The sequence below is a fragment of the Agrobacterium sp. NPDC089420 genome (assembly GCF_044900305.1).
In the GTDB taxonomy this organism is placed as follows: domain Bacteria; phylum Pseudomonadota; class Alphaproteobacteria; order Rhizobiales; family Rhizobiaceae; genus Agrobacterium.
The window spans coordinates 114,110-137,076 of the sequence record NZ_JBJDMY010000012.1; the positions used below are offsets into that span (position 1 = coordinate 114,110).

The window sequence follows — 22,967 nt, forward strand, 5'->3', positions numbered from 1 at the left end:
GAGAAACAGATATGGCACCTAGACGAAGCGGAAAGGCAGGCCCGAGATGAGCGCTTTGACAAAACGCCTTTTCTGAAAGCGCCCGTTCAACGAAACACGCGGCAATTGCGCCAGCTTTTGGAGGCTGTGAGGGTTGAGAACACCGGCCTGTGTGGTGACCGCCACCGAAAACCCCGCCTGAAGCACCGCCTCTGCTTCACGCTCCGCCACCGCCTTCGTCCAGCCATAGGGATATGAAAAAGATTGCGGCCGAGAACCGACATAGGCCTCCACCCGGCGTGTCGATTCCTCGATCTCGTAAACCAGACGGGCCGCATCGATCTTGCGCATATTCACGTGTGTCATGGTATGCGCGCCGAAATGCACCAGCGGGTCCGCCGACAACGCGCGCAGTTCGGCGGCGTCCATGACGAGATCATCCACGATAGCGATGGGGTCGACACCGTGTTGTCGCCCGACCTTATCGATCATTTCCACCGCCGCGTCTTCCGAAAAATTCTGGACGAAGTTTTCCAGGCGGGCGAAAGCCTCCGCTTTTTGCGAAAGTGTCGCAGACGCCACCTGCTCAAGCCCTATCCCGAAATCGAATTCGAACGACGTGGCTTTCTGCGTTAGCGCGGCAGCGGTTTCCCACCACAGGCTGCGCGTCCGCTCCACAAAACCCGGCGTGATGAAAATCGTATAGGGAACGCCATATTTGCGGAAGATGGGCGCGGCGTAGTCGGCATTGTTGCGATAGCCGTCATCAAGTGTGAAGGCACAAAAGGACCGTTTGTCGCGATCATCGGCTAGCAGCGCGGGGAGATCGTGCAGGTGAACGGGAACGAGGCCGGATTCGAGCGCTGCCTGTATGGCCTCCTCCAGAAATTGCGGCGTGACGGACAATTGCACATTGGGTGAAAAAACCGAGGCCGGCCGCCCCGGACGCACATGGTGAAGCGTGAAGATGACACCACGACCGGCAAGGGAGGGAAATGCCGAACGGAGTGCGGCGATAGAACTCACCTCCAGCCCTGCCCTTATGGCACCATATTTTATGAGACGTTTTAACGGCTGGAAAAACCCTTTTGCCGAATGCCGTGAGGTCAGACCGGGCAATACCCGCTTTTTCAGAACCCGCAGGACCGTCAGCGGCAGATCGATCAGGCCCGGCAGGGGATCGTTCGGCGCGAAAGCGGCCCAGGCGCGGATTTTGCCGAGGGAGGCAAGATAATCGCCGATGTTCGCCTGCCCCCTGCGGGCCAATGTAAAGGCGGCGACGGTATCGCGGACAAGGTAGGACCAGGAAGCGCCCTGCCGTGCACTGAAAGCCTGCCCGGCCGGCATGTCATTGGCAATCTGCCACAGCAACCCGCCGAGATCGATTTCGGCGGCCGCGCAAAGGCCGAACCACGACCATGGGCGCGGATTGACATCGAGGAGTTTCAGTGTCCCATCCCTGCCGTCGAGCTTGAACTCCACCTCGACCAGACCGCTGTGGCCGGCCGATTTCAATATTGTCCGGGCCGCATCGATCGCTTCCCGATTGTCGACAACTTCGACGCGCGTGCTGGTATAGCCGAAATCGACGGGATATTGCCGGGCGCGCCTCGCGGTGAATTCGGCAACCGGCTCGCCCTTCAGCCACAGGGCCGCATAGGAAAACTGACTTTCTCCGCCGCCTGGAATGCATTCCTGCACCACGACATTACCCGCGCCGATCTCTGCGCTCGCATCGGCAAAAGCGGCTTTAAGCGCCTGGCGGTCATCGGCACGGACGACCTTCGCCCGGGCGATCGCCGTATCGCCGCCACCCATATTTGGCTTCAGAACGACGGGAAACATCACATCCAGCGCGTCGATGTCGGCAGCCGACGCCAGCGCATAGGTTCTCGGAATGGCAACACCGAGCTCCGTCGCGCGTCTGTAAAGCAGTGGTTTTTCGCACAACCATTGCAGGGCCGACCAATCCGGCAGAATGATTTTGTAGAAGGCGGAAAGCTCTTCCCGATGCTGCGAGACGAACTGAACCTCGCCATCACCGGACGGCAGCAGCAGGCAGCCGTTCAGGCCCTGTTTTTCGGCCATTTGCCGCAGGAACGGCATCGCGCCGGCATCATGCGGCCCGGCCCAGCGGATCGTCTCGCGCACGAAACGCGACCAGCCGGGCAGAGGGGAATCATGGGTGAGATAATAGACAGGCACATTCAGAGCGCCAAGGCTGCGGGCAAGGGCAAGCGTGCCGTGAGCGCCGCCGACAATAACAACACCTGGAATGGTCAAAGTCTTATCCCCGTCCTATTCCATATCTTGATCGCAAAAATTGATAAATAAATTGGATATTTCTAAAGTATCGGGCGGGCGTATAGCGATTATGGGCCAGCCGAAGCGCCTGTGTTGCGTGAAGTTTCAACAAGCGCTTCGGAATTTGCGTTGGACGACAAGCCGGGATCGCCGGCTCATGCCTCCTTGCGGACGGCGCGCGGCTCGCCATTCTCATCCACGGCAACCATGATGAAAACGGCCTCCGTGACCTTTTCGCGCGAATCCTGATAGTGCCTGCGCGTCCAGGCCTCGATCTTGAGCGTGACGGAGGTGCGGCCGATCTTTTCGATCCGCGTATAGACACACAATGTATCGCCGATCTTGACCGGCTTCTTGAAGACGATCTCATGCACCGCCACGGTGACGGTGCGGCCGCCGGCCACGTCATTGGCGCGAACGAATGCGGCAAGGTCCATCTGCGACATGACCCAACCGCCGAAAATATCCCCGGCAGGGTTCGCATCGGCCGGCATTGCAAGCGTTCTGAGCGTGAGTTCCATGTCGGAAGGTGATTGCTGGTCCATGTCTCAAAATCCTTTCACAAACCTCCCGCCGCCGGGCTTAAACAACCGCGCTCTCTCCGCCAATAGCCGATTTGTCGCGGCAGCCCTTCCAAAACAGCAAGGAATCACAACGCCATCGTAAGCTTCGGTTAACCATGTTGGGGCACGATTCCAAAAAACGCGAGGGCGTGCAAATGGCCTATGACTGGAGTGGAAACAACGCGATACAACAGCGCTACGACCGCATCGTTCTGGCGGTCGCCAGCGTCGTCGCCATAAGCCTGGCGACCGGCACCCTGGCACTCCGCTCACAGATGGAGCCGGACGCCACCATAAGCCTTGCCAAACAGCAGCGGCTCGATTCGGACAAGTGGCACTTGCGGCTCTGATCCGCTTCGATACGGTCAGCCTCCCCTGAAGCCCCATGACCTATTGCGGGGCGGCATCCTGCCTGCCGATATCGTCCCTTTGCGCGGCGTGGTCGAGATGCGCCACAGCCGGACCGAGAACCGACAGGAAAGTTTCCGAGCGGCCGATATAGATGATAGCCGCACCATCGATGCCCTTCAAAACCTCCGCCAAAGTATCCTGCGTCTGTTTTTCCAGCCCTTCGAGCAAATCGTCGATAACAACGAATTTCGGCTTCAGCAGCAGGGCATTGGCGACCCGGATACTGGCCTGCTCGTCCGAATCCAGCTTTTTGTCCCATCGGATGTTCTCATCGAGACGCGAGGCCATCTCGCCGAGCCCGCATTGGGTGAGCGCCGAGAGATAATCCGCATCGGCAAAACGCTGGGGCGCACGCGGATAGGCCAAAATCTCACGCAGCGAACCCGCCGGCAGATAACCGTGCTGGGCAATGAACAGCGTGTCCGATTGTTCGGGCATCTCGATCCTGCCCTGCCCCCACGGCCACAGGCCCGCCATCGCCGCAAACAGCAGCCGCCGGTTCACTCCCTGCTCGCCATTGATCATCAGCCGTTCGCCAGGCCCGATTTCGACCTCGATTTCGCGCATCCGGAACCCGCGCTCCATATCCTGCCCGCCCGCATCACGGCAGATCGTGACCGATTGCAGGCGGATTTTTTCATTCTCCGGGCTACGGCGCAGGTCGATCGTCAAACCGTGCTGTTCGACACTGTCCATCTGGATAAGGGCGTTGCGGAACACCGAAACACGCTGCAACGTCGCCTTCCAGCTGGCGATAGGGCCGAAATTGTCGATATACCAGCGCAGGGCGGTATTGACCTGGTTGAAGGCGCCGACGGCCATCATCAAACCGCCGAAGGTGAGATTGCCGGAAAAATAGACCGGGGCGGCGATAAGGATCGGGGCCACCACCGCCAGCCAGCCATAACCTGCCGAAACCCATGTCAAATGGGTCAGCGCCATGGCGAGCCCGCGGATCACCCCCAGCACCGCATCGATATCGATGCCGATCCGCCGCCTTTCGTTCTTCTCGCCGCGCGCAAGCGCAATGGCAGCGAGATTTTCACTGGCGCGCATCAATGAAAACCGCAGTTCCGCCTCTTTGGAATAACGCTCGGCATTCAGTCCTACCAGCCGATAACCGACGAGGTTGCTGAGGAGAGAGGCCGAACCGGCATAAAAGATGGCAGCCCACACCATATATCCCGGGATCGCAAAGGTGCTGCCGTTGATGGTGATGGTAAAACCGGCAGACAGCGACCAGAGAACGCCGATGAAACTGACAAGCAATATCGTCGCATTGACCAGGCCGATGGAAAGCGCCGTGCTGCTTTCGGCAAGGTTGCGAACGTCGTCATGCAGGCGCTGGTCCGGATTGATCGCAATGCTGCCGAAGCTGGCAAGGCGGGCGGCGCGTCCCGGCTTCAGCCATTGATCCACCATATCCTTGGCCAGGCCTTCCCGCATGTTCAGCGCCGTCATCTGATTGAGCCAGGTCTGGATGACGTTAAGGAGAAGCAAGAGCCCCGCGATGATGGCGAAGACCTCAAGCTGGTGAATGAAGGCGGCAAGATCGCGACGTTCCAGCGCGTTGTAAAACGGCGCATTCCATTCATTGAGCCTGATCTGCCCGTAAGCGGTGAGCAATATCACCGTGAGCAGTGCTATCGACAGGAATATCAGCCGGTTGCGCACCGGCGACGTCCAGAAGGCACGCCCCATCATCCGCAGCTGCTCGGGAAAATCGAGGTCGAAACCCGAAAGGTTAGCCGCGCTCTTGCGCTGATCGTCGGTCACCGTTGTTGCCATTCATTCCATTCCGAAACGTCAGTCGGCAAGGAGAGCGGGTCGCGATCCCGCGCCTTTCGATGCCAAGCAATAACACGCCGTTTGACCTTGTCTACAATCCCGGCGAGATCTGAGCGGCGGCAGTTGAAAAGCCCCTTGCAATTCTTGGTGCGGGCAAAAGGCGCGGCCTTCACCAACAATGCGGTTGCCCCCGGAAATGATCCTTGCTTTCTTTTCCTGCATTGCACAAAATCCGAATAATTTCAGAGGGGCGGATATCCGCATAAGCCGGAAAAACCGGGCAAGGCAGATTAATGGCGATCAAAGCGAGCATCTATCATCTGACGCATTATAAATATGACAATCCGGTTCGCCTTGGACCACAGATCATCAGACTGAAGCCCGCCTCGCATTCCAGAACCCGCGTCATCAGCCACTCGCTCAAGGTTTCACCATCCAATCACTTCGTGAACCTGCAGCAGGATCCCTATGGAAACTACCTCGCCCGCTTCGTTTTCCCCGAACCGGTGACCGAGTTGAAGATCGAGGTCGATCTTGTCGCGGATATGACGGTTTACAATCCGTTCGATTTCTTCGTCGAGGAAGAGGCGACCAAGTGGCCTTTCGACTATCCGCGGGATCTGCGCGACGATCTGTCCATCTACATGCAGCCGGAACCCACCGGACCTCTGCTCGCCGCCTTCATGGCCACCGTCGACCGGACGCCTGGCCAACCGACGGTCGACATGGTCGTCGGCCTCAACGCGCGCCTGCAACAGGAAATCGGTTACGTCATCCGCATGGAACCCGGCGTCCAGGCTCCGGAAGAAACGCTGGCCTCCGGCAAGGGGTCGTGCCGCGACACGAGCTGGTTGCTCGTGCAGGTTCTGCGGCACCTCGGCCTTGCCGCCCGGTTCGTCTCCGGTTACCTCATCCAGTTGACACCCGATCTCAAGGCGCTGGACGGCCCTTCCGGCACCGAGGTGGATTTCACCGATCTGCACGCCTGGGCGGAAGTCTATATGCCGGGGGCCGGCTGGGTCGGTCTTGACCCCACTTCCGGACTGCTGACCGGCGAAAGCCACATTCCGCTTGCCGCGACACCGCATTACCGCAATGCCGCGCCGATTTCCGGCGGTTATTACGGCCAAGCCAATACGGAATTCGCCTTCGACATGCAGGTCCGGCGTGTCGCGGAAACCCCGCGCATCACCAAACCCTTTTCCGATGACAGCTGGGAAGACCTCAATGCGCTTGGCGAAGCGGTCGACGGGGTCCTGAAGGCCCATGACGTCCGGCTGACGATGGGCGGCGAGCCGACCTTCGTTTCCATCGATGATTTTGAATCCGACGAGTGGAATACCGGCGCTGTCGGACCGACGAAACGCGAAAAGGCGGATACGCTGATCCGCCGCCTGCGCGAACGTTTCGCCCCCGGCGGTTTTCTGCATTACGGGCAGGGCAAGTGGTATCCGGGCGAAAGCCTGCCGCGCTGGACCTTCTCGCTTTATTGGCGAAAGGACGGCCTGCCGATCTGGCAGAACCCGGCGCTGATCGCCGAGGAAGGCGCAAACACCAATGTCGTGGCCGAAGACGCGCAGAAGCTGCTCGGCGGTATCGCCGCCCAGCTCGGCATAGAACCGGAACTGGTGCTGCCGGCCTACGAGGACCCGGCCGAATGGATCATCAAGGAAGGCAGCCTGCCCGACAATGTCGACCCGTCCAATTCGAAACTCAAGGACCCGGAAGAGCGCAACCGCATTGCCCGCGTGTTCGAGCGCGGCCTGACAAGCCCGACCGGTTACATCCTGCCGGTGCAGGCCTGGAACGCCCGCGCGGCCGGCAGGCGCTGGATCAGCGAGAAATGGAAGACACGGCGCGGCAAAATATTCCTCGTCCCGGGGGACAGCCCGGTCGGTTATCGCTTGCCGCTCGGCACCCTGCCCTATGTGTCACCTTCCGCCTATCCCTATATTCACGAGGCGGATCCTTCCATTCCCCGCGGTCCGCTTCCCGAGGTCTCGACACCGCCGGGCCGCACCATGCCGGAAGCCTCGTTCCATGCCAGCGAGGGTTCCGGGCAGGAGCGCATCGAACAGACGCTTGGAGAAATCGGCGGCGCAGTGCGCACCGCGCTCTCCGTCGAGCCGCGCGACGGCCGGCTCTGCGTCTTCATGCCGCCGGTCGAACGCATTGAGGATTATCTCGAGCTGATTGCAGCGGCGGAGGCGGCTGCCGCCGATCTTGGACTGCCGGTTCATATCGAAGGATATGCCCCCCCGCATGACGAGCGCATCAACGTCATCCGCGTCGCGCCCGATCCCGGCGTCATCGAAGTCAACATCCACCCCGCCTCGAGCTGGAAGGATTGCGTCGACATTACCGCGGCGGTTTATGAGGAAGCGCGCCAGTCCCGTCTCGGTGCCGACAAATTCATGATCGACGGCCGTCATACCGGCACCGGCGGCGGCAATCATGTGGTGGTGGGTGGCGCCAACCCCAATGACAGCCCCTTCCTGCGGCGGCCCGATCTGCTCAAAAGCCTCGTTCTGCACTGGCAACGGCATCCCTCGCTGTCCTACCTGTTCTCCGGCCTGTTCATCGGCCCGACAAGCCAGGCGCCGCGTATCGACGAAGCGCGCCACGACAGCCTTTACGAACTGGAAATTGCCTTGGCACAGGTTCCCGCCCCCGGCGAGGGTGCTCCTCCGCTGCCGTGGCTGGTCGACCGATTGTTCCGCAACCTGCTGACCGATGTGACGGGCAACACCCACCGCGCCGAAATCTGTATCGACAAGCTGTTTTCCCCGGACGGGCCGACCGGCCGCCTCGGTCTCGTGGAATTCCGCGGTTTCGAAATGCCCCCCAACGCCCGCATGTCGCTCGCCCAGCAATTGCTGGTGCGTGCCCTCATCGCCCGTTTCTGGAAAAATCCGGCCGGCGGCAAATTCGTGCGCTGGGGCACGGCGCTCGCCGACCGTTTCATGCTGCCGCATTATATCTGGGCGGATTTCCTCGATGTGCTGGCCGATCTCAGGGAAAATGGCTTCGACCTGAAGCCCGAATGGTTCACCGCCCAGCAGGAATTCCGTTTCCCCTTCTTCGGCGAGGTGGAATATGAAGGCGCGAAGCTGGAGTTGCGTCAGGCGCTGGAGCCCTGGCACGTGATGGGCGAACAGGGCGCCATCGGCGGCACCGTTCGTTATGTCGATTCTTCCGTCGAGCGCCTGCAGGTGCGGCTGGAAACCTCCAATCCTACCCGCTATGCGGTGGCCTGCAATGGCCGCGCCGTTCCGCTGACGCCCACGGAAAACCGCAGCGTCGCGGTTGCTGGGGTGCGCTTCAAGGCCTGGCAGCCCGCCTCCGGCCTGCATCCCGTTCTGCCCGTCAATTCACCCTTGACCTTTGACATTTATGATACATGGTCGAGGCGATCGATCGGCGGATGCATCTACCATGTTGCTCATCCGGGCGGGCGCAATTACGAGACGTTTCCCGTCAACGGCAATGAGGCCGAGGCACGCCGCCTTGCCCGTTTCGAACCATGGGGGCATACGGCAGGGCAATATCCGCTTCGGGCGGAAACCCTGTCGCCAGAATTTCCGCTGACGCTCGATCTGCGTCGGCCTTACGGAGTGTAAATTGTCCAAAGCCCCGGCAACGGAACGCAAGACGGAAACGGGCGCGCAACCGCGCGGGCTTGAATATTCCCCCTTGCCGGGCGTGGCCGATGAAATGCTCGATACAAACGGCAAGGTCAGGCCGGTCTGGAAGACCCTGCTCGACGCCCTGTCGCGCATGTCCGAACGGGAACTGCACGAGCGTTTTGCCCGCACCGACCGCTATCTGCGCGATGCCGGCGTATTTTACCGCGACTACGGCAAGGGCAGCAGTGAACGAAACTGGCCGATCTCCCATATCCCGGTGCTGATCGACGACAGGGAATGGGCGGTTCTTTCGGAGGGGTTGAAACAGCGCGCCGATCTTCTGGAAGCCATGGTCGCCGATTTTTATGGCGAAAACCGGCTGGTGAAGGAAGGCCACGTACCACCGGCGCTGATTGCCTCCAATCCGGAATATCTGCGGCCGATGGTGGGTATAAAACCGGCAAGCGGCCACTATCTGCATTTCTGCTCGTTTGAAATCGGCCGCGGCCCCGACGGAAACTGGTGGGTGCTGGCGGACAGGACACAGGCGCCTTCCGGCGCCGGTTTTGCGCTGGAAAACCGGGTGGCGACGACCCGCGCGCTTTCCGACATCTATGCCGAAACCCATGTCCACCGCCTGGCTTCGTTTTTCGGCGCTTTCCGCGATACGCTGCAGGCGCAGAGAAAACATCCCGATGACCGGATCGCGGTGCTGACGCCGGGTCCCGCCAACGAAACCTATTTCGAACACGCCTATATCGCCCGCTATCTCGGCTTCATGCTGCTGGAGGGCGAGGACCTCACCGTCGTCAACGGCCGTGTCATGGTCAGGACGGTGGCCGGGCTGAAACCGATCGGCGTGCTCTGGCGGCGTCTCGACGCCTCCTATTCCGATCCGCTGGAACTCAACCAGCAATCCCATATCGGCACGCCGGGCATGGTGCAGGCGCTGCGCAATGAAGCGCTGACCATCGTCAACGCGCTTGGCAGCGGCATTCTCGAAACGCGGGCGCTGCTTGCCTTCATGCCCCGCATCTGCCGCCACCTTCTGGGCGAGGAACTGAAGCTGCCGTCCATCGCCACCTGGTGGTGCGGACAGGAGGCCGAACGCCGCCATGTTGCCGGCAATATCGAGGGCATGGTCATCGGCCCGGCCTATTCACGGCTCCCCTTCTTCGACGATAACGGCCAATCCGTCCTCGGCTCCTCCCTGCGTGAGACGGCGAAGGAATCGATCAGCGACTGGCTTGCCTCCGACGGCCACAAGCTGGTCGGTCAGGAAGTCGTAAAACTTTCAACCACCCCGGCCTATATCGACAACAAGCTTGTGCCGCGCCCGATGAGCCTTCGCGTTTTCGCCGCCCGCACCCAGGATGGCTGGCAGATCATGCCGGGCGGCTTCGCGCGGATCGGCAGCGGCGATGACGTATCCGCCATCGCCATGCAATCAGGCGGCAGTGCGGCGGACGTCTGGATCGTCAGCGACAGGCCGGTGGAGCGCACCACGCTTCTGCCGGCGGAAGAGAGCTTTACCCGCAACATGCCGGGCAGCCTGCCGAGCCGCGCAGCCGACAATCTCTTCTGGCTCGGGCGCTATATCGAACGTTCGGAAGGCGCCCTGCGCATCCTGCGCGCCTGGCACGGACGGTATGCCGAGTCAGCCGATCCGCGCCAGCCCCTGCTTGCCCATGTAACGCGCTACCTTGAGGCGCTGGATGTGGAGATGAACGATGCCGTACCGGAAAGCCTGCTCACCAACATCAACAGCGCGCTTTATTCCGCCAGCAATATCCGCGACCGCTTTTCACCCGATGGCTGGCTGGCGCTGAACGATCTTGCCAAGACCGCCCGCCGTTTCCACGCGAAAGTCGCTCCCGGCGACGACGCCACCCATGCCATGACGATCCTGCTGCGCAAGCTTGCCGGCTTTGCCGGTCTCGTGCACGAAAACATGTACCGCTTCACCGGCTGGCGGTTCCTGTCGATCGGCCGTTATCTCGAGCGCGGCCTGCATATGACGCGGCTTCTCGGTCACATGACCGGGCCGGATGCGCCGGATGGTTCCTATGACATGCTGCTTGAAATCGGCGACAGCGTCATGACCCATCGCCGCCGCTACAACGTCAACACAGCCGGTCTGACCGTGACCGATCTTCTGGCGCTCGACCCGCTCAATCCGCGCTCGATCCTGTTTCAGCTGAATGAAATCCGCACCGAGGTCGAACAGCTTCCCAATGCCTTCGTGAACGGCCAGATGTCGCCCTTTTTCCGCGAGACGATGCGCCTGCATTCCGGGCTTGCCGTCATGACACCCGAAAACATGAACGGTGCTATCTATCGCCAGCTCGAAACCGACATGGAACATCTCTCCGATGTTCTGGCCCGGACCTATCTCGGATAATCCTATGCTTTACGACCTTTCCCTGCATATGGGTTACACTTACGATACGCCGGCCCATGGCGCACGCCACATCATCCGCATCATGCCCCTGTCCATTCCGGGCCGGCAGCGGCTTGTCGCCGGTTCGATCGATGTGTCTCCCGCACCGGAAGAACGCGCCGTCTTCGACGATTTCTTCCATCAATCCGCCACCTCCGTGCATCTGCGCGCACCGCATGAGAAACTGGACATTCGCATGCAGGCGCGCGTGATGGTGGAAGCCCCGGCCCTGACGGCGGATTTTTCCCCCGAACTTTCCCGCCTGCCGCACGAGCTTGCCGATGTCTGGTCGCTCGATTACCAGTCGCCGCACCATTTCATCGGCACAAGCCCGAGGATCGGAATGGACGCGACGATATCCGCCTATGCCAGGGCGTTGCTGAAGCCGGGAATGACCATTCGCGAAATCGCGCTGGCGATGTGCAAACGCATCCACGCGGATTTTACCTATGACGGCGAGGCGACGACGGTGGATACGACACCATCGGAGGCCTTTAAGCTGAAGCGCGGCGTGTGCCAGGACTTTTCGCATATCATGATCATGGCGTTGCGCAGCCTCGGCATCCCCGCCGGTTATGTCAGCGGGTTCCTGCGCACCATTCCCCCGCCCGGCAAGGAACGGCTGGAGGGCGCCGATGCGATGCATGCCTGGGTCCGCATCTGGTGCGGCGAGGCTACCGGTTATCTGGAGCTCGATCCCACCAATGATATCGTCGCGGGAAGCGATCACATCGTCGTCGGTTACGGCCGCGATTATTCGGATGTCGCACCGGTGATCGGGGTCCTGAAGAGCTACGGCAACCAGCAGATAAAACAGGCCGTCGACGTCATACCCGCCCAATAGTGGCACAAGGTGTATTGTTTTCACTCTCCAGGTCATTAATTCTTGAAAATACTTGAAAAACTGCACCAATTTGGACGATTGATAAAATTATAATCTTGGTGTTAGCGGATTTTACATCCTTTGTGGGTTTCCTGTGATTAGTCGAATATTCTAATCGGTGAAGCCATCATGACCGCCTCCGCAGACCGCAAACTCACACGCCGTTTCCTTGCCGATGCGAGCGGCAATTTCGGCATCATGACGGCCATATTGCTGCCGATACTGCTGGGTGTCGCCGGGGCCGGCATGGAGCTGGCGAATGTGATGCAGGTCAAGGCCGATCTGCAGAACACGGCCGATTCCGCAGCCCTGGCCGCGGCCACCGAGGCGCGGCTGAAAAAAGGCGAATTGACCGACGCGCAAATCAAGGAAATCGCCAAGGCCTTCATTGCGGCGCAGATGGAAAAGAACCTGACCGCTGAAGAGAAAGAGCAACTGGAGAAGAATTCTCCGACCAATATCTCATCGACCGAGGATGCGCGGGGCAAGACCTACACGGTCGAGACCACGATCAATCATCAGCTGAAACTCAACCCCCTGATCGGCTTCTTTGGAGCCAAGACGCTCGACGTTTCAGCGACCGGCACCGCCAAAAGCACTGTCAACAAGGGCGCGCCGATCTCCATGTATCTGGTGCTCGACCGCTCGGGATCGATGTCTTTCAAGACGGATACGGTGGATACCAAAAAAACGTCGTGCCAGAATTACACCTCCGACAATTGGAGCAAATATCCCAACCTGGCCAAGACATCGCCCTGCTACGTCAACAAGGCGACCTCCCTGAAAACCGCGGTCAGTTTTCTTGTCGCGACGTTGAACAAGTCCGATCCGACCTATACCGCCAGTGGCGGTTCCCAACTCGTTAGAACAGGCGCGTCGGTCTACACACACGAGACCTATGCGGCCCAGGCCGTCAGCTGGGGTACAAGTGGCGTCGTCAGTTATGTCGACAAACAGATCCCGGAATTCCCCACCGGCGGCACGGATGCCCGCAGCAGCCTGAATGCAGCATATACCGCCCTTAAAAAAGCAAATACCGACGAAGCCAAAGCGCACAAGACGCAGGAAAACGAATCCTTCGAGCGCTACATCGTCCTCATGACGGACGGGGAAATGACGGGGAACAGTGCCTCGTGGAGTTCCAGCATCGACCAGGCAGTGCGCACAACCTGCGAGACCGCCAAAAAGGACGGGATCAAGATTTTCAGCGTCGCCTTCATGGCGCCGGACAAGGGCAAGTCGCTGCTCCAATATTGCGCATCGAGCCTGGACAATTATTACGCCCCCGAAAACATGGAGCAGATCGTCACCGCCTTCGGCGAAATCGCCCGCAAGGCGGCCGGCAGCATAGCCACGCTCACCAACTGACGAAAATCCGGCAGGCGCCAGCTGCAAAACCATCGCGCTTGCGGGGCAAATGCCCCGGGGCGATCTCCTCCCGTTGCGCATGGCTGACAAGACCTGCATGGCAGGTGACAGCGGCGGCAGCCCATGGCATAGGAGGGCCGCTCCCATTCACAGGCCCTGTCATGATCCGCATCGAAAATATCAGCAAGTCTAACAGCCACCGCATTCTCTATATCGAGGCTTCCGCCGCGCTCAATCGCGGTGAGAAGATCGGCCTTGTCGGCCCGAACGGCGCCGGAAAGACCACGCTGTTCCGGATGATAACCGGCGAGGACCAGCCCGATGAGGGCCAGGTGGTGGTCGAGAAAGGCATGACGGTCGGTTACTTCGATCAGGATGTCGGTGAAATGTCCGGACGCTCCGCCGTGGCCGAAGTCATGGAGGGCGCAGGCCCGGTCAGCGAAGTGGCGGCGGAACTCCGCGAACTCGAAGCCGCCATGTCCGATCCCGACCGGATGGACGAAATGGACGCCATCATCGAACGTTACGGCGAGGTGCAGGCGCGTTACGAGGAGCTGGATGGCTATGCGCTGGAAGGCCGCGCCCGTGAGGTGCTGGACGGGTTGAGTTTCAGCCAGGAGATGATGGACGGCGACGTTTCAAAACTGTCCGGCGGCTGGAAGATGCGCGTGGCGCTCGCCCGCATTCTTCTGATGCGCCCGGATGTGATGTTGCTTGACGAACCGTCGAACCATCTGGATCTTGAGAGCCTGATCTGGCTTGAGGATTTCCTCAAGAATTATGACGGCGCGCTGCTGATGACCTCGCATGACCGCGAATTCATGAACCGCATCGTCACCAAGATCATCGAAATCGATGCCGGCAATCTTACCACCTATTCCGGCGACTACGGCTTTTACGAACAGCAGCGCGCGCAGAACGAAAAGCAGCAGCAGGCGCAATTCGAACGCCAGCAGGCCATGCTCGCCAAGGAAATCAAGTTCATCGAACGCTTCAAGGCCCGCGCTTCGCACGCCTCGCAGGTGCAGAGTCGCGTGAAGAAACTCGAGAAGATCGACCGCGTCGAGCCGCCAAAACGGCGTCAGACGGTTGCTTTCGAATTTGCCCCCGCTCCCCGCTCGGGCGAGGATGTCGTCGCTCTAAAAAAGGTGAACAAAGCCTATGGCAGCCGCACGATCTATGGCGACCTCGATTTCATGGTGCGACGCAAGGAGCGCTGGTGCATCATGGGCGTCAACGGCGCCGGAAAATCGACACTGTTGAAACTTGTGACGGGCACGGCGGAGCCGGATTCCGGCAATGTCACCCTCGGCGCCAGTGTCAAGCTCGGTTATTTCGCCCAGCACGCCATGGATGTTCTGGATGGCGACAGCACTATTCTGGAATGGCTGGAGGAACGCTTTCCCAAGGCCGGACAGGCGCCGCTGCGTGCGCTTGCCGGCTGTTTCGGCTTTTCGGGCGACGATGTGGAAAAACGCTGCCGCGTTCTTTCCGGCGGTGAAAAGGCCCGTCTCGTCATGGCGGCCATGCTGTTCGATCCGCCGAATTTCCTGGTGCTCGACGAGCCGACCAACCATCTCGATCTCGACACCAAGGAAATGCTGATCAAGGCGCTGTCGGAGTATGAAGGCACGATGCTGTTCGTTTCCCACGACCGCCATTTCCTCGCCGCCCTTTCGAACCGGGTGCTGGAACTGACGCCGGATGGCATCCATCAATATGGCGGCGGATATACCGAATATGTCGAAAGCACCGGGCAGGAGGCGCCGGGCCTTCGCAGCTGAGACGCGCTGCCGGACAGATCGTCCCCTCAACGGCAGCTTTGCTTTCGAACACGGGAGAAGCAGATGCGGATCGTGGTCTACAGCGCCAAGCCCTATGACAGGCAGTTTCTTGACGGAGCGGCCAGGCCCGGCATGCGGATGCATTATTGCGAAGCGCGTCTGTCGCTTGAAACAGTTGCTTTGGCGAAGGGCGCAGATGTCGTCTGCGCTTTCGTCAACGACGACCTGTCACGGCCGGTGCTCGAAAAACTGGCGGAAACGGGAATACGGCTGGTCGCCCTGCGCTGCGCCGGCTTCAATCAGGTCGATCTCGCGAGTGCGGAAAAGCTGGGCCTGACCATCGCGCGCGTGCCAGCCTATTCCCCTTACGCGGTTGCCGAACATACCATGGCGCTCATCCTGTCGCTCAACCGCAAGATCCACCGCGCCTATAACCGCGTCCGCGAAGGCAATTTCGCCCTTGATGGCCTGCTTGGCTTCGATCTCCATGGCAAGACGGTCGGTATTGTCGGCACGGGCAAGATAGGGGCGATTTTTGCGCGTATCGCAACCGGTTTCGGCTGCCGCCTCATCGGCCATGATCTTCGTCCCAATCCCGATTGCGAGGCGCTCGGCATGGCCTATGTCACGCGGGAGGAACTGTTGCAGACATCGGACATTCTCGCACTGATGTGCCCGCTCACGCCAGAGACCAGGCATCTCATCCGCAATGAGACGTTGCCCCTTCTCAAGAGGGGCGTGATGCTCGTCAATACCAGCCGCGGCGCCATCATCGACACCCGGGCTGCCATCACCGGGCTTAAGGACGGCACGATCGGCTCTCTCGGCATCGACGTCTATGAGGAGGAGGCCGATCTGTTTTTTGAGGATCTTTCCAATGACGTATTGCGCGACGATGTCTTCGCGCGGCTGTTGACCTTCCCGAATGTTCTGGTGACCGGTCATCAGGGCTTCTTCACGCAGGAAGCCCTCAAGAACATTGCGGACACGACGATCGGCAATATCGAGCGGTTTTTCGATAGCGGCAAAGCCTTGCATGCGGTGTCCACGCAGCAGCTTGGCGGTCCCGCCTAGCGTCCGTCCGCCGTTTGGAAACATTTTCAACGGCGGATACCCCCCCTTTTGCATGAATATCTGGTAAAATTGGTATGATCATTGAGTTTTTATAAAATTCATCATACATATTTTGCAGGCTCCGCGCCTGGCCCGATTTTAATGCATGGTGATCCCCGTGGCTGAACAGCAAAAACAGCGCAGCAAATCTTCCGGTTCTCTGGTCAGCAAAGTCAGCCTGAGCCTTAGACATGCGATTGCCTCCGGGCAATATGGCCCTGGCGACCGCTTGCCCAGCGAGATCGAAATGACCGAAACCCACGGCGTCAGCCGCACGGTCGTGCGCGAGGCGGTCACGGCGCTACGCTGCGACGGGTTGGTGGAGGTTCGCCAGGGTGCGGGCATTTTCGTGCTGAAGCGTGAAAAGGAGGCGTCACCCACGCCCGGTATCGATCGCGCCCGGCTGTCGTCCGATCTGGAGGTTCTGGAAATCAGAACGCCGCTCGAAATCGAGGCCGCGGGGCTGGCCGCCCTTCGCCGGTCACCATCGCAGGAGGAAGCCATTTTCGACTGTCACGCCCGGCTTCTCAAATGTATCGACGAAAACCGCTCCATTCGCGAGGCCGATCTGGCGCTGCATCTGGCCATTGCGGCGGCCACCAACAATCCCCTCTTCACACAGTTCCTCGAGCTGCACGGCCAGGCCGTGATCCCGCAATCCCGCGTGGTATCCGAAAGCCGGGAAAACGACCAGACGGCCTATCGGCGGCTGATCCACAAGGAACACGAGGCGATCGTCATCGCCATATCGGACAGGAATGAACAGGACGCCAAACTGGCCATGCAGGCACATCTGCGCGGCAGCCAGAACCGCTATCGCGACATGATGCGTGACCTTCGCGGCATTTCGCACAGCTAGGGCATTTCCGATAAAGCTGCATCGCGGTTTGCGGCCAAGGGACCCGGCGGTCCGAAATCTACGATGCTTCGCGCAGATCCGCGCCCCAGACCTCGATTTGCGTCAATGCGGGAAAAGGCGAAGGATCATCCGCTTTTTTCAGGTCATGCAGGCGGATCCATTCCACCCGGCGCGGCGCGACCGGAAACGTCTGGGCGGCGCCGGTTTTCTGCAGTGTGAAACGCACGCTCTCGCCATCGGAAAACGTGACGCTCGCCTCTTCCCACCAGGCGTCGTGGGGAAAATCGGCCCTCAGATAAAATGTCAGCTGGTCAATCAGGACAGCGCGGCCGAAAACAAGCGTCAACGAGGCTTCGGGGTCGCGATTGATGCCCCAGCTGGTATAGGGCCAGAAGCCATGGCCGGCGCTGACCTTTTCGCCATCGATGACATTGCGGGCCGCAAATGCCGCCTCCCCGCGCGTTTCGGTACTGGCGTGGACATGCGGAAACAGCGAGGTGTTCTCGTGATCGTCGAACGGGTTCAGGGCCAGGTTCCGGCGAACGCCGATCTCGCCCACAAGCGCACAACGCGCCGCAATCCGATGAATGTTGCCGCTGAAAGCCTGCGGCGGATAGGATTTGCGCTTCGCTGCGAAAGGAACCGGCAGGACAAATTCGGCCGTCTGTAAAAAAACCAGCGTCGGCGGCATGCCGGCATCGAGGCCGAGCCAGATATGACCGGGCTGCGACGCTTCGACGACGAGCCTGTCGCCTTCGCAATATTCGGCACGGTAGACGAGGAATACCTCGTCCTCCGCCCCGGCCTCCGCCAGAATAGCACCGGCCGCATTGACGACCTTGAGTGTAAGCTTCATCGGCATTTCCTTAGCTGATCGTCAGGCACAGACGTTTGGCTTTGATGGGAATGAGAATGCGATAGATCATCGACGGCAAGGACTGGCGAAGCCTGATGTCGTCGATGGGAATGGTCTCGATGGCAGGCTCTCCTGCGCCTTCGCAGGCCACCTCTCCGAGGCCTGGAAAGATCAGGCTTCCCGGCGTGACGGCGGGCTTTTCGGCAACCATCAGCGACAGAACCGCGCTTCTCTCGCCCTGATAATCATCGGTGATCTCGACATGGCTGCCGCGCAGCAACCGGACGCGGCGGCGGTAATGTTCCACACCCGCTTCGGCTGGATAGGCCCCCGCTATGTCGAAAGCAATTTCCGCCTGTTTTTCCGAGAACGCCGCCGCAAAATCCCGTGCCGCAAACCCGGCCCCGGCGGCCTGCATCACGCCGCCGAAGGTCGGCAGATTGTGAAAGGCCGACTGCATCGTCCAGATGTCGTAGCGCTGCGGCGAAAAGGTTTTTGCCGTGTAGGTTTCCACCCCCACATCGATGATGAAGGGACGTCCATTCTTGTAGAGCGTGAAACTGCCGACATCATTGTGGTTGTGGCTCTCGCCATTATTGCCCGCCTTCACGGCAAGATCGAAAACCCCGTCGCGGGCAATCGCCAGCCCGATGCCGGCATAGACGATGTCCGTCCTGGCCGGCTCGGTCGGGACGACCGCAGACAGGTCCTGAACGGCGAGAACCGCCTGGAGGCGATACCAGAGGTTCCACTCCTTCCGCATCAACTTATCCGTTGAGCGGTTCCAGCAAGCCACGGCAAAAGCCTGAAGCGGCAGCGAAGAAACGGCTTTACCGAACAGATATTCCCGGACGCCGGATGTCTCGACCTTCGCCGGCGCATCGGCGAAGTTGAAAAAACTCTCTCCCGCCACATGCATGTTGAGGATGAATTCGGCCATGTTGCGCAGTTTCGGTGTCTGGAAAAGCGGCGCCATGGAGCCGGGAGCGACGGTATCGAGAATGCTCATCGCTCCGAACAGGCAAAGTGCCGCATGGCCGTAATAAAGGACGCCTTCTTCGCAGGCGCCGTCCTCCGCATAATCCTTCTGAAACGCGTCGAGACTTTTGAGCGCCCTTTCCACGACTGAGCGCCGCGTCGGCTGATCGGTGGGCAATAGCAGGGTGGAAAGGAGGACATTCTGGGTGATCCAGGCCGTCCAGTTGTTCATCTGCTCGTCACCATTCCCCATCCACCAGAAATGCCGCGCCAGATAGGGCCGCGTGATACGCCAATCGATCTCGGTCCGGACGCGGGAAACGACAGGCGCATTTGTCGCCTTCAGTTCCGGGCCAAGCAGATGCAGACCCAAAGCAAGACTGGCACCCGTTTCCGCGGCGAACAGGTCGATCACCGGGTCGTGCGGATCGGGAAGAGGATCGCGCGGGCCGCCGCGAATATGGGAATTATGGGCGGGCAATTGCCAGCCGCTCTCCTCACATATCAACCAGAGACCATCGATGATGGCATCGAGGAAGCGGCCACGCCCCTGCGCGCATTCACCAAGGATCAGCGCGTTGAGCTTCAGCCGGCGGGAAAAATAAAGACCTTCGAAACGGTCACGATTGCCGCTCCGGCCATATTCCCGGTAATCGCCCGCGAGAATGACCGACCAGGGTTCGCCAAGCGCCTGCTCCGCCGCCTCGACGAGACTGCCGCGAACCGCCGCCGGCGCTGAGGAGCGAATTTTTTCCGCCGTCAGTTCCGCCCCGAAATCGCCGAGCCGTTCAGGCAGGAGCCGCATCATTTCGACAAACACGCCCTCAAACCTCCCGCGCGTTCCGCAATCCGATACGGGCGTCCTATCATACGTATTTTTGAAAAACCAGAAAATTTGTCTGACTTTATGTAAAGTTGTTTGACCAATATCGATATTGTGTTATCCAGAGCGCGGGAGGCGGCGGGGCGAGGATCCAGGCCGCAATGGAAAATGCAGGCAGCCGACACCGATCAAGCGGTGAAACGGCAGCAATGGGAGATATGCTGTGGCAATCGCAACCGCGACCATGTCCGACAAGCAGGCGGCTCCGTATCGCAGAAAAAAGGTCCGCATCGTCTCCAAACGGCGGCGCAGGATCGAAAACGCACTCGTCGCCTATTCCTTCATTGCGCCCAATTTTTTGGGCTTTGCGATTTTCACGCTTGGACCGATCCTCTTTGCCTTCGCTTTGGCCTTCATGCATTGGGACGGCTCCAACGCGATGCGCTTTGCCGGTCTCGATAATTTCTGGCGGCTGTTCGAAGACAAGGCCTTCATCGCGGCCTTCTGGAACACGGTGATCTATACCGTCGCATCGGTTCCGGCCACGCTCGCCTGCGCGCTCGGGCTTGCGATCCTGCTCAACCAGAAAATCCGCGGCCGCAATTTCTTCCGCACGGCCATGTTCTTTCCCTATGTGGCATCGCTGGTGGCCGTGGCCGTCGTCTGGAACATGATTTTCAATCCGGAAATGGGTCCGGTCAACATGCTGCTCTATACGCTCGGCCTTGATCCCGCCGACATGCCGGGATGGGCGGCAGATCGGCACTGGGCCATGGTCACGGTCATCCTCTTCGGCGTGTGGAAGAGCATGGGATATTACATGGTCATCTATCTCGCCGGTTTGCAGGGGATCAATTCGGAGCTTTATGAAGCGGCGGGGCTGGATGGCGCCAATGCCTGGCAGAAATTCATCCACGTCACCCTGCCGCAGCTTGCGCCGACGACCTTCTTCGTCACCGTCATGCTGACGATCCAGTCCTTCAAGGTTTTCGATCAGGTCTACATGATCACGCAGGGCGGCCCGGGCACCTCGACGCTGGTTCTGGTCTACCACATCTACAATGAGGCCTTCATTTCCTGGGACCTCGGTTATTCCAGCATGATCGCGCTTGTCCTGTTCTTCCTGGTTCTGATGGTCACCATCGTCCAGTTCAAACGGCAGCGGGAGGATTGATCCATGCGCATCATGGGCCGGAAAATCCCCGCCGCCACGATCGGCATCTATCTGACGGTCATCGTCGTCACCATCGTCATGCTTCTGCCCTTCGCATGGATGCTGTCGGCGTCGCTGAAACTCAGCCGCGACGTTTTCGCCTTTCCGATCGAGTGGGTCCCCTCGCAGCCGCGCTGGGAGAACTACGTGGAAATCTGGACGAAAATCCCGCTGGCGCTGTTCATCTACAATACGTCGAAGCTGACGATCATCGTCACCCTGCTGCAATTGCTGACGTCGAGCTTTGCGGCCTATGCCTTCGCCAAGCTGCATTTTCCCTACAAGAACATGCTGTTCCTCGGCTATATCGCCACCATCGCCATGCCCTGGCAGGTCTATATGGTGCCGCAATTCCTGCTGATGCGCGAATTCGGGCTGAACAACACCCATCTCGCGCTGATTTTCCTGCAGGCCTTCACCGCCTTCGGCGTTTTCCTGATGCGGCAGTTCTACATGTCGATCCCGAACGAGCTTTGCGAGGCGGCGCGCATCGACGGCATGAACGAATACCAGATCTGGGCGAAGATCATGCTGCCGCTCTCCAAGCCGGCGCTCTCCACCCTGACGATCTTTACCTTCGTCACGACCTGGAACGACTTCATGGGTCCGATGATCTATCTCACCAAGACAGAACTGAAAACCATCCAGATCGGCCTTCGCATGTTCATTTCACAATATTCGGCGGAATACGGGCTGATCATGGCCGCTTCGGTGGTGGCGCTCATTCCGGTTCTCGTCGTTTTCCTGGCATTGCAGCGCTTCTTCGTCGAAGGCGTCGCCTCCACCGGCCTCAAGGGTTGATTTCATGCTCGATCTGATCACGTCCGTTCCAACCCCGATCACAGACGCCGAAATCGATGCGGCGCTGGCCGTGGCCGTCGCACAGGTCAGGCGCAACCTGCCGCAATTTACCTATGCGGCGCAGAACCATTCAAGCGTGAAGAATTTTTACCCCCCAGTCGCCAACGACCAATGGACCGCCGGTTTCTGGCCGGGCCAGATATGGCTTGCCTTCGAGCATACCGGCGACAGGACCTTTCAGCATGCGGCGCAAATCCAGGTACAGAGTTTCCTGCACCGTATCGAAAACCGCATCGAGACCGACCATCACGATATGGGCTTTCTCTATTCACCCTCCTGCATCGCTGCATGGAAACTGGTGGGGGATGAGGATGGCAGACGCGCGGCGCTGATGGCCGCAGACCAGCTGATGGAACGGTTCCAGCCGGTCGGGCAATTCATCCAGGCCTGGGGCCGCAGGGATAATCCCAACGAATATCGCTACATCATCGACTGCCTTTTGAACCTGCCGCTGCTTTATTGGGCAAGCCGCGAAACGGGCCGGGAAGACTACCGCACAGTGGCACTTGCCCATGCCCGCACCACGCTTGCCCATTCCGTCCGGCCGGATGATTCCACCTATCATACATTTTACATGGACCCGGAGACCGGTGCACCGGTGCGCGGCGTGACGAAGCAGGGTTACAGCGACGAGAGCTACTGGGCGCGCGGGCAGGCCTGGGGTATTGCCGGCATGGCCATTTCCTATCGCTACGAGCGCCTGCCCGCCTATCGCGACACCTTCGAGCGCCTTCTCGCCTTTTATCTCAAACGCCTGCCCGATGATCTCGTGCCCTATTGGGACCTGATTTTTGCGGATGGCGACGGCGAACCGCGCGACAGCTCGGCGGCGGCCATCGTCGCCTGCGGCCTTCTGGAAATGGCGGAGCTGGAGACGTCGGAAAAAGCCGAAGAATATCGCGACCTGGCACGGCGCATGGTGAAAAGTCTGGCCGATATCTATTCGGTTCGCGATCCCGCGATCTCCAACGGCCAGCTTCTGCACGGAACCTATTCCAAGAAGACGCCGCACAATACCTGCCGGGGCGAAGGCGTCGACGAATGCGTCTCCTGGGGCGATTATTATTATCTGGAAGCGCTGATCCGGCTTTCGCGCAACTGGTCTTCCTATTGGTGAG

At 59.8% G+C, this 22,967-nt stretch carries 16 protein-coding genes; 11 read left to right on the plus strand and 5 right to left on the minus strand.

Features of this window, described 5'->3' with window-relative positions; translation table 11 throughout:
* Window positions 1–18: 18 nt before the first annotated feature.
* Together ACI2KA_RS18565 and ACI2KA_RS18570 are read right to left on the minus strand one after the other, a co-directional pair.
* On the minus strand, window positions 19–2,262 hold the full coding sequence (locus tag ACI2KA_RS18565; RefSeq protein WP_404503924.1) for a polysaccharide deacetylase family protein: 2,244 nt from the start codon (window positions 2,260–2,262) through the stop codon (window positions 19–21).
* Between the two features lie 176 nt (window positions 2,263–2,438).
* Window positions 2,439–2,828, minus strand: coding sequence for an acyl-CoA thioesterase (locus ACI2KA_RS18570; RefSeq protein ID WP_404503925.1), 390 nt, complete (start codon window positions 2,826–2,828; stop codon window positions 2,439–2,441).
* Between the two features lie 173 nt (window positions 2,829–3,001).
* Here ACI2KA_RS18570 and ACI2KA_RS18575 point away from each other — a divergent pair, with 173 nt between their 5' ends.
* A complete protein-coding gene (locus tag ACI2KA_RS18575; protein WP_404503926.1) occupies window positions 3,002–3,196 on the plus strand; it encodes a hypothetical protein in 195 nt (64 codons plus the stop codon).
* Between the two features lie 40 nt (window positions 3,197–3,236).
* Here the strand turns inward: ACI2KA_RS18575 and ACI2KA_RS18580 are convergent, their stop codons facing one another.
* Complete coding sequence (locus tag ACI2KA_RS18580; protein ID WP_404503927.1) at window positions 3,237–5,045, minus strand: ABC transporter ATP-binding protein/permease; 1,809 nt, start codon at window positions 5,043–5,045, stop codon at window positions 3,237–3,239.
* 293 nt (window positions 5,046–5,338) lie between these two features.
* Here ACI2KA_RS18580 and ACI2KA_RS18585 point away from each other — a divergent pair, with 293 nt between their 5' ends.
* From ACI2KA_RS18585 to ACI2KA_RS18615, 7 genes are all read left to right on the plus strand, one after another.
* On the plus strand, window positions 5,339–8,665 hold the full coding sequence (locus ACI2KA_RS18585) for a DUF2126 domain-containing protein (protein WP_404503928.1): 3,327 nt from the start codon (window positions 5,339–5,341) through the stop codon (window positions 8,663–8,665).
* 1 nt (window position 8,666) lies between these two features.
* A complete protein-coding gene (locus ACI2KA_RS18590) occupies window positions 8,667–11,072 on the plus strand; it encodes a circularly permuted type 2 ATP-grasp protein (RefSeq protein ID WP_404503929.1) in 2,406 nt (801 codons plus the stop codon).
* A 4-nt stretch (window positions 11,073–11,076) separates the two neighbouring features.
* Window positions 11,077–11,955: a transglutaminase domain-containing protein gene (locus ACI2KA_RS18595; RefSeq protein WP_404503930.1), complete on the plus strand. Its 879-nt coding sequence runs from the start codon at window positions 11,077–11,079 to the stop codon at window positions 11,953–11,955.
* Window positions 11,956–12,123: 168 nt separating this feature from the next.
* Window positions 12,124–13,362 carry a pilus assembly protein TadG-related protein gene (locus ACI2KA_RS18600; protein WP_404503931.1) on the plus strand — a complete coding sequence of 413 codons (1,239 nt, stop codon included), beginning with the start codon at window positions 12,124–12,126 and terminating at the stop codon, window positions 13,360–13,362.
* Between the two features lie 161 nt (window positions 13,363–13,523).
* Window positions 13,524–15,146, plus strand: a complete 1,623-nt coding sequence (locus ACI2KA_RS18605; protein ID WP_404503932.1) for an ABC-F family ATP-binding cassette domain-containing protein — start codon at window positions 13,524–13,526, stop codon at window positions 15,144–15,146.
* Between the two features lie 63 nt (window positions 15,147–15,209).
* On the plus strand, window positions 15,210–16,220 hold the full coding sequence (locus ACI2KA_RS18610) for a 2-hydroxyacid dehydrogenase (RefSeq protein WP_404503933.1): 1,011 nt from the start codon (window positions 15,210–15,212) through the stop codon (window positions 16,218–16,220).
* A gap of 145 nt (window positions 16,221–16,365) precedes the next feature.
* Window positions 16,366–17,118 carry a FadR/GntR family transcriptional regulator gene (locus ACI2KA_RS18615; RefSeq protein ID WP_404503934.1) on the plus strand — a complete coding sequence of 251 codons (753 nt, stop codon included), beginning with the start codon at window positions 16,366–16,368 and terminating at the stop codon, window positions 17,116–17,118.
* Window positions 17,119–17,176: 58 nt separating this feature from the next.
* Here ACI2KA_RS18615 and ACI2KA_RS18620 read toward each other — a convergent pair whose 3' ends face one another.
* Window positions 17,177–17,974, minus strand: a complete 798-nt coding sequence (locus tag ACI2KA_RS18620) for a carbohydrate-binding protein (RefSeq protein ID WP_404503935.1) — start codon at window positions 17,972–17,974, stop codon at window positions 17,177–17,179.
* A gap of 10 nt (window positions 17,975–17,984) precedes the next feature.
* On the minus strand, window positions 17,985–19,772 hold the full coding sequence (locus ACI2KA_RS18625) for a heparinase II/III family protein (protein WP_404503936.1): 1,788 nt from the start codon (window positions 19,770–19,772) through the stop codon (window positions 17,985–17,987).
* Window positions 19,773–20,019: 247 nt separating this feature from the next.
* Between ACI2KA_RS18625 and ACI2KA_RS18630 the strand changes: the two genes are divergently transcribed.
* From ACI2KA_RS18630 to ACI2KA_RS18640, 3 genes are read left to right on the plus strand one after another with little or no spacing between them, the layout of a single operon-like run.
* On the plus strand, window positions 20,020–20,949 hold the full coding sequence (locus tag ACI2KA_RS18630) for a carbohydrate ABC transporter permease (RefSeq protein WP_404503993.1): 930 nt from the start codon (window positions 20,020–20,022) through the stop codon (window positions 20,947–20,949).
* A gap of 3 nt (window positions 20,950–20,952) precedes the next feature.
* Window positions 20,953–21,789 carry a carbohydrate ABC transporter permease gene (locus tag ACI2KA_RS18635; protein ID WP_404503937.1) on the plus strand — a complete coding sequence of 279 codons (837 nt, stop codon included), beginning with the start codon at window positions 20,953–20,955 and terminating at the stop codon, window positions 21,787–21,789.
* A 4-nt stretch (window positions 21,790–21,793) separates the two neighbouring features.
* A complete protein-coding gene (locus ACI2KA_RS18640; RefSeq protein WP_404503938.1) occupies window positions 21,794–22,966 on the plus strand; it encodes a glycoside hydrolase family 88 protein in 1,173 nt (390 codons plus the stop codon).
* Window position 22,967: the final 1 nt, after the last annotated feature.

Bases quoted from the DNA above. Each gene is read 5' to 3' on its own strand.
- ACI2KA_RS18570 (WP_404503925.1), bottom strand. From the start codon at position 2,828: ATGGACCAGCAATCACCTTCCGACATGGAACTCACGCTCAGAACGCTT.
- ACI2KA_RS18575 (WP_404503926.1), top strand. From the start codon at position 3,002: ATGGCCTATGACTGGAGTGGAAACAACGCGATACAACAGCGCTACGAC.
- ACI2KA_RS18580 (WP_404503927.1), bottom strand. From the start codon at position 5,045: ATGGCAACAACGGTGACCGACGATCAGCGCAAGAGCGCGGCTAACCTT.
- ACI2KA_RS18585 (WP_404503928.1), top strand. From the start codon at position 5,339: ATGGCGATCAAAGCGAGCATCTATCATCTGACGCATTATAAATATGAC.
- ACI2KA_RS18595 (WP_404503930.1), top strand. From the start codon at position 11,077: ATGCTTTACGACCTTTCCCTGCATATGGGTTACACTTACGATACGCCG.
- ACI2KA_RS18600 (WP_404503931.1), top strand. From the start codon at position 12,124: ATGACCGCCTCCGCAGACCGCAAACTCACACGCCGTTTCCTTGCCGAT.
- ACI2KA_RS18605 (WP_404503932.1), top strand. From the start codon at position 13,524: ATGATCCGCATCGAAAATATCAGCAAGTCTAACAGCCACCGCATTCTC.
- ACI2KA_RS18610 (WP_404503933.1), top strand. From the start codon at position 15,210: ATGCGGATCGTGGTCTACAGCGCCAAGCCCTATGACAGGCAGTTTCTT.
- ACI2KA_RS18615 (WP_404503934.1), top strand. From the start codon at position 16,366: ATGGTGATCCCCGTGGCTGAACAGCAAAAACAGCGCAGCAAATCTTCC.
- ACI2KA_RS18620 (WP_404503935.1), bottom strand. From the start codon at position 17,974: ATGAAGCTTACACTCAAGGTCGTCAATGCGGCCGGTGCTATTCTGGCG.
- ACI2KA_RS18630 (WP_404503993.1), top strand. From the start codon at position 20,020: ATGTCCGACAAGCAGGCGGCTCCGTATCGCAGAAAAAAGGTCCGCATC.
- ACI2KA_RS18635 (WP_404503937.1), top strand. From the start codon at position 20,953: ATGCGCATCATGGGCCGGAAAATCCCCGCCGCCACGATCGGCATCTAT.
- ACI2KA_RS18640 (WP_404503938.1), top strand. From the start codon at position 21,794: ATGCTCGATCTGATCACGTCCGTTCCAACCCCGATCACAGACGCCGAA.